General features: G+C 58.7%; 12 protein-coding genes. 10 read left to right on the top strand and 2 right to left on the bottom strand.

All coding sequences use genetic code 11. The features are described 5' to 3' along the window. Positions 1 to 192: 192 nt before the first annotated feature. Positions 193 to 1,857 (bottom strand): electron transfer flavoprotein-ubiquinone oxidoreductase, encoded by a 1,665-nt coding sequence (locus tag AC1DRN_RS29000; protein WP_223459546.1) that lies wholly within the window; start codon positions 1,855 to 1,857, stop codon positions 193 to 195. 547 nt (positions 1,858 to 2,404) lie between these two features. Between AC1DRN_RS29000 and AC1DRN_RS28995 the strand changes: the two genes are divergently transcribed. The 10 genes from AC1DRN_RS28995 (at position 2,405) to AC1DRN_RS28950 (ending at position 12,075) form a co-directional block, all read left to right on the top strand. Beyond that, positions 2,405 to 3,154, top strand: a complete 750-nt coding sequence (locus AC1DRN_RS28995; RefSeq protein WP_223459544.1) for an electron transfer flavoprotein subunit beta/FixA family protein — start codon at positions 2,405 to 2,407, stop codon at positions 3,152 to 3,154. Then, positions 3,155 to 4,099 (top strand): electron transfer flavoprotein subunit alpha/FixB family protein, encoded by a 945-nt coding sequence (locus AC1DRN_RS28990; protein ID WP_457266334.1) that lies wholly within the window; start codon positions 3,155 to 3,157, stop codon positions 4,097 to 4,099. It begins immediately after the preceding gene. 197 nt (positions 4,100 to 4,296) lie between these two features. Then, positions 4,297 to 5,145 carry a substrate-binding periplasmic protein gene (locus AC1DRN_RS28985; protein WP_223459542.1) on the top strand — a complete coding sequence of 283 codons (849 nt, stop codon included), beginning with the start codon at positions 4,297 to 4,299 and terminating at the stop codon, positions 5,143 to 5,145. A 9-nt stretch (positions 5,146 to 5,154) separates the two neighbouring features. After that, positions 5,155 to 5,511 (top strand): DUF4398 domain-containing protein, encoded by a 357-nt coding sequence (locus AC1DRN_RS28980; protein WP_223459540.1) that lies wholly within the window; start codon positions 5,155 to 5,157, stop codon positions 5,509 to 5,511. Next, positions 5,508 to 6,320, top strand: a complete 813-nt coding sequence (locus tag AC1DRN_RS28975) for an OmpA family protein (RefSeq protein WP_223459538.1) — start codon at positions 5,508 to 5,510, stop codon at positions 6,318 to 6,320. Before AC1DRN_RS28980 ends, AC1DRN_RS28975 begins: the two co-directional genes overlap by 4 nt. A gap of 202 nt (positions 6,321 to 6,522) precedes the next feature. Then, complete coding sequence (locus AC1DRN_RS28970) at positions 6,523 to 7,962, top strand: aminotransferase-like domain-containing protein (RefSeq protein ID WP_008050371.1); 1,440 nt, start codon at positions 6,523 to 6,525, stop codon at positions 7,960 to 7,962. Between the two features lie 80 nt (positions 7,963 to 8,042). Further along, a complete protein-coding gene (locus tag AC1DRN_RS28965; RefSeq protein ID WP_223459797.1) occupies positions 8,043 to 8,522 on the top strand; it encodes a translation initiation factor 2 in 480 nt (159 codons plus the stop codon). A 166-nt stretch (positions 8,523 to 8,688) separates the two neighbouring features. Then, a complete protein-coding gene (locus AC1DRN_RS28960; protein WP_108215386.1) occupies positions 8,689 to 8,943 on the top strand; it encodes a YkgJ family cysteine cluster protein in 255 nt (84 codons plus the stop codon). Positions 8,944 to 9,039: 96 nt separating this feature from the next. Further along, on the top strand, positions 9,040 to 9,645 hold the full coding sequence (locus AC1DRN_RS28955) for an START domain-containing protein (RefSeq protein WP_223459536.1): 606 nt from the start codon (positions 9,040 to 9,042) through the stop codon (positions 9,643 to 9,645). Between the two features lie 336 nt (positions 9,646 to 9,981). Next, positions 9,982 to 12,075, top strand: coding sequence for an LTA synthase family protein (locus AC1DRN_RS28950; protein WP_223459534.1), 2,094 nt, complete (start codon positions 9,982 to 9,984; stop codon positions 12,073 to 12,075). On the opposite strand, the gene AC1DRN_RS28945 is transcribed toward AC1DRN_RS28950, so the two are convergent. Next, positions 12,057 to 12,361: hypothetical protein (locus tag AC1DRN_RS28945; RefSeq protein WP_477786883.1), on the bottom strand; the 305-nt coding region annotated here is incomplete at its 5' end. The genes AC1DRN_RS28950 and AC1DRN_RS28945 overlap by 19 nt on opposite strands.

Genomic DNA, 12,361 nt, shown 5'->3' with positions numbered 1-12,361 from the left:
GATTTGAGCCACACCACAAAACCACTGTAGGAGCGAGCCTGCTCGCGATAGCGGTACATCAGAAAACATTGACGGCGGCTGACACTCCCTCATCGCGAGCAGGCTCGCTCCTACAGTGGTTTTGTGGTGTGGCTCAAATCGCAGGCAACAAAAAGGCCCCCATTTCGGGAGCCTTGATGTTCGCGGTTCGGCTTACATGTTCGGGTAAGTCGGGCCGCCAGAGCCTTCCGGCGTCACCCAGGTGATGTTCTGTGCAGGATCCTTGATGTCACAGGTCTTGCAGTGAACGCAGTTCTGGGCGTTGATCTGGAAGCGCTTCTCGCCGTCTTCCTTGGTGATCACTTCGTACACGCCGGCCGGGCAGTAACGCTGTGCCGGCTCATCGTACAGCGGCAGGTTCTTGCTGATCGGGATGCTCGGGTCGGCCAGCTTGAGATGGCACGGCTGCTCTTCTTCGTGGTTGGTACCGGAGATGAACACCGAGCTCAGTTTGTCGAAGCTGATCTTGCCGTCCGGTTTCGGGTAGTCGATCTTCTTGCAGTCGGCCGCGAGCTTCAGGCAAGCGTAATCCGGCTTGGTGTCGTGCAGGGTGAACGGCAGTTTGCCGCCGAAGATGTTCTGATCGAGCCAGTTGAAACCGGCACCGATGATCGGGCCGAACTTGTGCATCGCCGGGCCGAAATTGCGGCTGGCGAACAGTTCGTCATAGAGCCAGCTCTGCTTGAAGGCGTCGACGTAAGTGGTCAGCTCTTCGGTGCCGTCTTTTTCAGCGAACAGTGCCTCGGCCACGGATTCAGCTGCGAGCATGCCGGACTTCATCGCGGTGTGGCTGCCTTTGATCTTGGCCACGTTCATGGTGCCCAGATCGCAACCGATCAGTGCACCGCCCTTGAAGACCATTTTCGGCAGCGAGTTGATGCCACCCTTGGCCAATGCACGCGCGCCGTAGCTGATGCGCTTGCCGCCTTCCAGGTATTGCTTGAGCACCGGGTGATGCTTGAGGCGCTGGAACTCATCGAACGGCGACAGGAAGGTGTTGCTGTAGGAAAGATCGACGATCAGGCCGACCACCACCTGGTTGTTTTCCAGGTGGTAGAGGAACGAGCCGCCGGTGTTCTCGGTGCTCATGATGTCCAGCGGCCAACCGGCAGTGTGGACCACCAGGCCTGGCTGGTGCTTGGCCGGGTCGATTTCCCAGATTTCCTTCAGGCCAATGCCGTAATGCTGGGCATCGGCTTCGCTGTCGAGGTTGAAGCGCTTGATCAGCTGCTTGCCGATATGGCCGCGGCAACCTTCGGCGAACAGCGTGTACTTGGCGCGCAGCTCCATGCCCGGGGTGTACAGGCCTTCTTTCGGATTGCCTTCGCGGTCAACGCCCAGGTCGCCGGTGATGATCCCGCGAACCACGCCGTTCTCGTCGAACAGCGCTTCCTGGGCGGCGAAGCCCGGGTAGATTTCCACGCCCAGGTTCTCGGCCTGCTGGGCCAGCCAGCGGCACAGGTTGCCCAGGGAGATGATGTAGTTGCCTTCGTTGTGCATGGTCTTGGGCACAAAGAAGTCTGGAATTTTCTGCGCGCTGTCGGCGTTTTTCAGAACGAAGATGTCATCGCGGGTGACTGGCGTATTCAGCGGCGCGCCGAGTTCTTTCCAGTTCGGGAACAGTTCGTTCAGGGCCCGTGGTTCGAACACGGCACCGGACAGAATGTGAGCACCGACTTCGGAGCCTTTTTCGACCACGCAGACGCTGATTTCCTTACCGGCTTCGGCGGCCTTCTGCTTCAAGCGGCAGGCGGCGGAAAGACCAGCGGGGCCGGCACCGACGATGACCACGTCGAATTCCATGTATTCGCGTTCCACAGGCTATCTCCTACTCAAGGCTCAACAGTTTTTTTTCTAATTTGGAAGTCGGGTGTCGCATCCGTGAATCCCTGCGCAGCGCCGGGAGAGGACAATCGATTAACCACCTTTCTCTTTGGTGGCGCATTATATCTACACCACTCTCAGCGTCCAATACAAACGTTTGTTTGAAATGGCTCAAAGCCAGAGAAATCAAAGTCACCCGGCTTATGAACGGCCATTTTGGCGTATTGACCGGAATAGGTGTTCCGGTCAAGATACGGGCGGTTTTGCGCTCGCCGTAGGCTGACTGTTGGTTTCAAGAGCACCTCTAAAGACAGGGCGATGGCAGTAGAGAGTGATGCGCTGCGCGGGGTTGATGCGCAGTTTACACGCCGCGATGTTGAATGACTCATCAGTCACCACTGACGGACGGTCATCCAGATCATGAGCGATGGTCACTTGACAGCTTTGCCGGCGTTTTTGGAGGTGCCCTTGCGCCCGATGAGCATCAACCGCCAGGTTCGCCTAGGCGACTTTCTTTTCACCGGAGAGTAACGAGGAATCCATGAAGGTTCTTGTAGCTGTCAAACGCGTTGTGGATTACAACGTCAAGGTTCGCGTCAAGGCGGACAATTCCGGCGTCGATCTTGCCAACGTCAAGATGTCGATGAACCCGTTCTGCGAGATCGCCGTGGAAGAAGCCGTACGCCTGAAAGAGAAGGGTGTTGCGACTGAAATCGTCGTCGTCTCCGTAGGCCCGTCCACCGCTCAAGAGCAACTGCGCACCGCGCTGGCTCTGGGTGCCGACCGTGCCATCCTCGTCGAGTCCGCCGAAGACCTGACTTCCCTGGCCGTTGCCAAGCTGCTGAAGGCCGTTGTCGACAAGGAACAGCCTCAGCTGGTGATCCTTGGCAAACAGGCCATCGACAGCGACAACAACCAGACTGGCCAGATGCTCGCTGCATTGAGCGGCTACGGTCAGGGCACGTTCGCTTCGAAAGTCGAAATCAACGGCGACAGCGTAGCCGTGACCCGTGAAATCGACGGCGGCGCGCAGACGGTTTCCCTGAAACTGCCGGCCATCGTCACCACCGACCTGCGTTTGAACGAGCCGCGTTATGCGTCTCTGCCAAACATCATGAAAGCCAAGAAGAAGCCTCTCGAAGTGCTGACTCCGGACGCTTTGGGCGTTTCCACCGCCTCCACCAACAAGACCCTGAAAGTCGAAGCGCCTGCTGCACGCAGCGCGGGTATCAAGGTCAAGTCGGTGGCTGAACTGGTCGAGAAACTGAAAAACGAAGCGAAGGTAATCTAAATGACTATCTTGGTTATTGCTGAACACGACAACAAAGTGCTGGCCCCGGCCACGCTGAACACCGTTGCTGCCGCTGCCAAAATCGGTGGCGACATCCACGTTCTGGTTGCAGGCCAGGGCGCTGGCGCCGTGGCTGAAGCCGCTGCGAAAGTGGCTGGCGTGGCTAAAGTGCTGGTAGCCGATAACGCTGCCTACGCGCACCAGCTGCCGGAAAACGTTGCTCCGCTGGTCGCTGCTCTCGTTCAAGAAGCAGGGGCTGCGGGCTACAGCCACATCCTGGCTGCCGCTACTTCCAACGGCAAAAACATCCTGCCGCGCGTTGCCGCTGCACTGGACGTTGACCAGATCTCCGAGATCATCTCGGTAGAAAGCGCCGACACCTTCAAGCGTCCGATCTACGCCGGTAACGCCATCGCTACCGTTCAATCGAACGCTGCGGTCAAGGTGATCACCGTGCGTGCCACCGGTTTCGATCCGGTTGCAGCTGAAGGTGGCTCCGCTGCCGTTGAAGCTGTTGCTGCTGCCCACGACGCTGGCATCTCCAGCTTCGTTGGCGAAGAACTGGCCAAGTCCGATCGTCCGGAACTGACCGCTGCCAAGATCGTCGTTTCCGGCGGCCGTGGCATGCAGAACGGTGACAACTTCAAACACCTGTACGCCCTGGCCGACAAGCTGGGCGCTGCCGTCGGAGCATCGCGCGCCGCGGTCGATGCAGGTTTCGTACCCAACGACATGCAGGTCGGTCAGACCGGCAAGATCGTTGCGCCACAGCTGTACATCGCCGTCGGTATCTCCGGCGCGATCCAGCACCTGGCCGGCATGAAAGACTCCAAAGTGATCGTTGCGATCAACAAGGACGAAGAAGCGCCGATCTTCCAGGTGGCCGATTACGGCCTGGTGGCAGACCTGTTCGAAGCCATCCCTGAGTTGGAGAAGCTGGTCTAATCCGGCTGCTTCACTTATAAAGAGCCCGGCCTTTTGGTCGGGCTTTTTTTTGGCTTTGTCCCCTGTAGGAGCGAGCCTGCTCGCGATGGACGTTAACGATGACGCGGGGATCCTGGATACAAGCGGTGCATTTGAAACCATCGCGAGCAGGCTCGCTCCTACAGGGATATAAACGATCTCAACGGGAGTGTGTTGCCATGGATTTGCGTCGTGTATGTGGCTGGTCATTACTACTGGGTTTGACGACATTTCCAGCACTGTCCAATGCTGCCGGCAAATGCGAACGCCTGGTGGTCACCGGCAGCCCGGACGCACCGCCGTACCTGTGGCAAGACCCGCAGAATCCCAAATACCTGATCGGTGCCAGCGCCGATTTGCTGCAGCAAGTGGCGGGGGAGTTGGGGCTCAAGGTCGAACTGCTTTATGCCGGCAAACGTGCCCAGGCCCTGGACGAAGTGCGCAGCGGGCGCATGGACATGCTGGCGGACGCGACGTTGACCGTCAGTGAGCTGGAATCCCTGGATTACATCCATCCACCCGTGCTGGAAAACGACTATCTGGTCTGGACACGCAAGGACTCGACGCTGATCTATAACGAAGCACAAGATCTGCACGGCCATTCCGGTGCCGTGTCGGAAAAGGCCCGATTGACCGCGCAATTCAGCACGTTTGCCGGACAGCAGCTAACCCTCACGCGCACGTCCAGCCTGACCCAGGCCTTTCAGAAACTATTGTTGGGCGAGGTCGAGTTTGTACTGGCAGGACGTTACTCGGGCATGGCGACCGCACAGACACTGGGCATGGCCAGTGATCTGGTCGCGCGCTCGCAACCGGTCGACAAGCCAGGCCTGTACCTGGCGATTTCCCATGACTCGGCGTGCAACGATCCGTGGTTGCGCGGACAGTTGGCCAAAAAGATGACAGAATTGCCCGCGTCCGGACTGACGGAGGCCGTGCTGATACGCAATATCGAGCGATGGAAGGCACAACGCTCACAACCACAGCCAATCCCCCCGCAACAACCCGTCAGTACCCCAAAACAGTAAGGATTTTCAGTGAGTATTCGACCTCTTTTCGCTGCCGTGGCCTTTGCCGCCCTGGCGGGTTGTGCAACCGATCCTGCGCCGAATGAACAGATTCGCCTGACCGAACAGGCGCTCGAACAGGCCAAGGCCGTGGGCGCCACCGCCGACGATGTGCCGGAAATGAAACTGGCCGAAGACAAGTTCAATCGCGCCAAGGGCAACATGACCGATCAATCCTTCAAAAACGCACGCATGCGGGCCGAACAGGCCGAACTCGATGCGCGCCTGGCTGAAGCCAAGGTGTTGACGGCCAAGAGCGAGGAACAGTTGAACGTGCTTAACACCCGCATCGCCCGCCTGCAAAAGCAACTGGGAGATGCCGAATGAGCCTCAAGAGCAAAGCCCTCGGCGGTTTGATCCTGGCAGGCTGTGCGAGCCTCTTTGGTTGCGCCAGCCAGCACAGCGAGACTGCATTGCAGCAGGCCGGCGCCGACTTTCAGAAGGTCAAGGAAGACTCCAATGTGCTGCGAATCGCCCCCAAGGACGTGATTCGCGCCGGTGAGTCCCTGGCCCGTGCCGATCGCCTGTCCAGTTATTGGGGCAGCGGTTCGGACGTGGTGCATTACGCCTACCTGAGCCAACGCTATAGCGCCATTGCCCGGGAACACACCAATCAGGCGCTCAATGAAGAGCAAGCGGCGAAGCTTGAACTGGAGCGGCAGCGCCTGCAACTGGCACTGCGTGAATCCAAACTGTTCAGCGTGCAGCAGCAAGGCAAATGGCTCGAGGAGCAGATCCTGGCATTGACGACCAGCCAGACCGACCGCGGTCTGGTGATGACCTTGGGCGACATGCTGTTCGACACCGGCGAAGCAGAATTGAAACCGTCGGCCAATCGTGTGGTGTTGAAGATCGTGCAGTTCCTGCAACTCAACCCCAAGCGTGTGGTGCGGATCGAAGGTTATACGGACAGTACCGGGGGCAAGCAGGAAAACCTCAAGCTGTCCCGCGACCGCGCACAATCGGTGGCTGACGTGCTGATGGACCTGGGCATCGACGACAAGCGCATCCAGGTCGAGGGTTATGGCGACGAGTATCCGGTGGACGCGAATGCGTCGGAACGGGGCCGTGCGCAGAACCGTCGGGTGGAAATTGTGTTTTCCGACGAAAAGGGCCAGCTCGGCGCTGCCCGCTAAGGGTTGCGTCGCTGGAAAACCCGGCCTGCCATGCAGCGCCGGGTTTTTTTTATGTCCGCCGATTACTGCAAAAAACAGTACAGATTTTGCTGACACTGCACTGTACGGTCGACTATTGTGGCAACTGTCCCCGTACACTTCTAAACTGTTCCGGTATTGTTTCACACAAGAATAAAATGCCCGTGAAATCGAGTGCTGCGTCATGACCAATCTTTTGCTCTATCAACGTATTGCTCAACAACTGGCCGAAGACATCCGCCGTGGGGTCTATCAGCCGGGAGAGCGCGTGCCTTCGGTGCGCAAGATGAGCTCGCAGCTCAATGTCAGCCATGCGACGGTGTTGCAGGCATATGCCAATCTCGAGGATCAGGGGCTGATCCGCGCCCGGCCGCAGTCGGGTTACTACGTGCACCAGACGCCGGCACTCACCGCACCGACGCCGGACATCGCCCGGGTCGAGCGCCCCGGCCTGGTCACCCGCAGCAGCATCATTCAGCAAGTCCTGGTCGAGTCCCGTCGTGAAGGTGTCTTCCCGCTGGGCGCTGCGGTGCCGAGTGTCGACTATTTGCCGGTGCGGGCACTGCATCAGCAATTGGCCAAGGTCACCCGTTTCCATAGCCCGCGGGCCTTCAGCTACATGTTCAGCCCTGGTTTCGAGCCGTTGCGCCGTCAGGTGGCGATCCGCATGCGCGATGCCGGCGTGGTGGTCGATCCGTCGGAAGTGGTGATCACTCACGGCTGCGTCGATGCGCTGCAGATGTCTTTGCGCGTGCTGACCCGTCCGGGCGATCTGATTGCAGCCGAGTCGCCGACCTATTACGGGTTGCTGCAACTGGCCGATCTGTTGGGCCTCAAGGTCATCGAGATCCCCAGCGATCCGGCCACGGGCATGAGCCTGGAAGCCCTGCAACTGGCGGCCAACCAATGGTCGATCAAGGCGTTGGTGCTGACCACGCGACTGAGCAATCCATTGGGCGGCACCATGCCGGAGGAGCGGCAGAAACAATTGCTGCGCCTGGCGTCGGACTTCGATATCCAGATTGTCGAAGACGATATCTACGGCGAGCTGATGTTCGAACAGGGGCGCACCAAGTCCCTCAAGGCCTACGATCGGCTGGACCGGGTGATCTATTGCTCAAGCTTCTCTAAAACCCTGTCGCCTGGTGTGCGGATCGGCTGGATGATTGCCGGCAAGTATCAGCAGGAAATCCAGCGCTTGCAGACCTTCAGCACGCATTCCGCGTGCAGCGTGACCCAGATGGGCATCGCCGCTTACCTGGAAAATGGCGGGTACGACCGGCATTTGCGCTTCATCCGTCAGGAATACCGGAAAAACCTCAGTGCCTTCCAGCTGGCTGTGCAGCAGTATTTTCCGGAAGGCACGCAGATGACCCGGCCTACCGGTGGCTTCATTCTGTGGGTCAGTCTGCCGGGGCGGGTTAACACGCAAGAATTGCACGTGCGGGCATTGCAGCAGGGCATCAGTATCGCGCCGGGACTGATCTTCAGTAATACCGAGCAATTCAATCACTGCATCCGCCTCAATTGCGGCATCCCGTGGAACCGTGAAGCCGAGCGCGCATTGATGACCCTGGGCATGCTGGCCACGCAACTCTGCCAGGAGATGGCAGGCGGTTTGTAACAGGCTGCTACCGCGCTTGTCTTGTGGGCTGCAACAGGCGAGCATATGCGCCTCTGCCGCTTGCACCCACCGTGGGATACATGAAACCGATTTTTCCTGCCGCCTGGCTATTGCTCTGTCTGTTTGCGAGTATTCAGCCGGCATCCGCCGTCGCCGCTACCGAGCAGGAACAGGCTACCGGCAGTTTCCACGTCGCACCGATAAAAACCGAACCTGCAAAAAAAACTTCGACAGTCCAAAAAACGGCGACGCCCGCGAAAAAGCGTCCACCCATCGCCTCCAAATCGAAATCGGCCAGCGAGGTGGTAAAGACCGAACTTCCATCCGCCAAGCTGGACCTGAGTTTGCCCAAGGATATGGTCCAGGAACTGAAGCCGGCAGGAACGGTACCGTTGACCAGACGTGAACCGTTATTGCCCGAGATGTTCGGTGACAAAAGCGGCAGCAGCCAGTTCCAGCTCAACGGCCGCCTGATCACCAATGAAATGCAGCTGCAGTTGCGCAATGAAGAGCGTCGCGAGGTCGAAGGCGCGGCACTGGACTTCGAGTTCAAGCAGTAATCCTGTCCGGATCCGCGAGCCGCAGACCAGACGCTTTGTCGGAGACTGGTCGGTCATGCCCGTTTGCATTGAAAAACCCGCTCGCAGGTAATTTAAAACAACTGTTTTAGCAGGTACTCTGTGCCCCGTCCTTTTACACATTGCCCGTCGCGAGGAGCTTGTCGTCATGAAATGCCGTGAGGGCTGTGGCGCTTGTTGCATTGCCCCTTCCATCAGTTCACCGATTCCCGGAATGCCCAACGGCAAAGCCGCAGGGGAGCGTTGCCTGCAACTTTCCTCCGATAACCTGTGCAATATTTTCGGCCAGCCGGAACGGCCGGCGGTGTGTTCTGCTTTCGAGGCCGACCCCGAAGTGTGCGGAAGCAGCAGCGAAGAAGCGATCCGGTTGATTGGCTGGTGGGAGCAAATGACGGCGGCGTGATGTGTGGGCTTGCACCTGTGATCACCTCCGAAAAACCTGAAGGTGATCGCAGGTGCAAGCCCAACGTACGGAACTTCAACAATAAGGAATAAGACTATGGGTTCGCTGCATCGTATTGCTGTGCTGTGTGGTTTGACGGTTGTGCTGGCTACTTCGACGGCCCGGGCCGAAGACTGGAAAGTCAAAAAAGACGAAGACGGCATCAAGATCTCCCTGAGTGAAGTGGCCGGCTCCGACTACAAGGCCTACCAGGGCGTCACGCTGATGAAAACCACCATAGCCAAGTTGCGCGCGTTGCAGGAAGACGTGTCCGGAGCCTGCGCCTGGATTCACGAATGCAAAACCCAGAAGTTGCTCAAGCACGAAGGTGACCAGAGCTGGACCTACACTCAGTTCAACACCCCGTGGCCGGTTACTCCGCGTGATTCGGTGCTGCACGTCACTACCCTCGAAGGAGCCGATGGCAGCCTGACCCGCAAGCTCGAAGGCGTACCGAAGTACATTCCTGAAGAAAAAGGCTTCGTCCGGGTCGCCAAGGTCGCCGGTTTCTGGAAGTTCGTGCCCAAGGGCGACCAGGTCGAAGTGACCTATCAGGTGCACACCGAGCCCGGCGGCAGCGTGCCGTCGCTGGTGGCCAACAAGTTTGTGGTGGATGCCCCGTTCAATACCTTGAAAGCCCTCAAGGAACGCGCCGAGAAGTAACGCTGTCGTTCTTTCAAGGTGACTTCGTAGCGCCCCGACCGGTTCGGGGCGTTTGCGTTTTTGACGGACGCGGGCGCTTTAATTTGTTTCCGGATATGCGTTGCACGAAATTTTCACCCCGTCTCCAAGACAATTCGCCGGCTCTCCCGCAGCACGCTGCGTATTCCTGAATGCAGGATGAAACAGTCGGGATGAGGGTAGTAATCAATGGCAATGCAGCCGTTGATCGTGCAACATTTGCGCACCGCGCAAACCCCAGGCCTTGTACGGGCCGAAAAGAGGGCAAGGCGCAGCTGTATTTTTGAAACTTTAACTTCCAATGGGTCCTAAAACGACATGGCAATCCCGGACGCCCTGAATCAGCAGCGAGCTTCTAGTCGCCTGCTGCAACCGACCGTCAAATCGCATCTGGCCTACACGCTGTTGTGTGCCCTGGTCATGATGGTCATGTTCAGCCTGCTGCGCGTCGCGCTGCTGGTTTACAACCGCTCGATGATCCTCGACACACCGGCCTCGACCTTCCTTGAGGCATTCGCCAACGGTCTGCGTTTCGACTTGCGTCTGGTGATCTATCTCAGCATTCCGTTGCTGCTGGCATTGTTCAGCGCCCGGGCCATGGCGGCACGCGGGCTGTTCCGTCTGTGGCTGACGATCGTCTCCAGCATTGCGCTGTTCCTGGGCCTGATGGAGATGGACTTCTACCGTGAGTTCCACCAGCGTCTCAACGGCCTGGTCTTCCAGTACGTCAAGGAAGATCCGAAAACCGTGATGAGCATGCTCTGGTACGGTTTCCCGGTGGTCCGTTACCTGTTGGCATGGGCCGTGGGCACCTGGATCCTGAGCCTGGCATTCAAGGGCGCCGACCGTGCGACCCGTCCCCGTGGCCCGTTCAGTGGCGGCAGCATCGGCACGCGCCAGGTTGCGCCTTGGTACGCGCGTATCGCGGTATTCGTGGTGTGCCTGCTGGTTTGCGTGGTCGCCGCGCGTGGCACTCTGCGTCAAGGCCCGCCATTGCGCTGGGGTGACGTCTACACCACCAACTCGAACTTCGCCAACCAGTTGGGCCTCAATGGCACCCTGCAACTGGTTGCCGCAGCGAAAAGCCGGATGTCCGAAGAACGCGACAACATCTGGAAGGCCACCCTGCCTCAAGAGCAAGCCCAGCAAGTCGTGCGTGACATGCTGGTGCTGCCCGACGAGAAACTGGTAGACGCCGACATGGCTGCCGTACGTCGTGACTACACGCCGCCGACCGACAAGACCCTGCCGATCAAGAACGTCGTCGTGATCCTGATGGAAAGCATGGCCGGTCACTCGGTGGGGGCTTTGGGCGGGCCGGGCAACATCACGCCGTACCTCGACAAGCTGTCGAAGGAAGGCCTGCTGTTCGACCGCTTCTTCTCCAACGGTACTCATACCCACCAGGGTATGTTCGCCACCATGGGTTGCTTCCCGAACCTGCCGGGTTTCGAATACCTGATGCAGACCCCGGAAGGCAGCCACAAGCTGTCTGGCCTGCCGCAGTTGCTCAGTGCCCGTCACTATGACGACGTGTATGTCTACAACGGTGATTTCGCCTGGGACAACCAGTCGGGCTTCTTCAGCAACCAGGGCATGACCAACTTCATCGGCCGTAACGACTTCGTTAACCCGGTGTTCTCCGACCCGACATGGGGCGTGTCCGACCAGGATATGTTCGATCGCAGCCTGCAAGAGCTCAAGGCGCGGGAAAACGGCAAACCGTTCTATGCCTTGCTGCAAACCCTGTCCAACCACACGCCTTACGCCTTGCCGACGCCATTGCCGGTCGAGCGGGTGACCAATCGCGGCAGCCTGAACGAGCACTTGACCGCCATGCGTTACGCGGACTGGGCGCTGGGCCAGTTCTTTGAAAAGGCCCGCAAGGAGCCGTACTTCAAGGAAACCCTGTTCGTCATCGTCGGTGACCACGGTTTCGGCAACGAACAGCAAATCACTGAAATGGACCTGGGCCGCTTCAACGTGCCGATGTTGATGATCGCGCCGGGCATCCAGGAAAAGTTCGGTCAGCGTGACCACACCGTGGGCACCCAGATCGACGTCGTGCCGACCATCATGGGCCGCCTGGGCGGCGAAACTCGCCAGCAATGCTGGGGCCGCGACCTGCTCAACCTGCCTGAAGGCGATAAGGGTTTTGGTGTGATCAAACCTTCGGGTAACGAGCAGACCACGGCCATCCTCAGCGACGACCGGATCCTTGTACTGCCGAAGGAAAAGGACATGGCGCCAAAGTTGTATCAGTACGAAATGGGCGCTACGCCGCATGCCGAGATCATTGCGGATGCACCGGGTACCGCTGAGTTGAAGCTCAAGCTCGAAGCGTTCCTGCAAACCGCGACCAAGAGTCTGCTGGACAACACTGCCGGTGTAGTTCACGGCACGCCGCAGTAAGTTGTGACGCGACAGAAAAGAGGCTCTTCAAGAGCCTCTTTTTTTGTGCGCCCAGCATGGGCGCAATCTTGCGGGTGAAAGTCCCGTCGTAAGCTGACCACAGCGAACGAAGTGAAGCGCAACTGCATGAGGGCGACCGAGTGTGGGGAGGAAGCGTGAATCGAAACCGCGAGCCGATGGACAAGAACCGGATATAAGGCGAAGCCGATCAGGGCGAGCGAGCAAAAGATCGCGAAGCTCTTGTGGTCAAGGATCAGGCTGCGTAAATCCGGCGGTTGTGCGGGGA

The sequence above is a fragment of the Pseudomonas sp. P5_B3 genome (assembly GCF_056400405.1).
The sequence above is the reverse complement of the archived record's forward strand: the minus strand, read 5'-3'. Positions and strand labels throughout refer to the sequence as shown.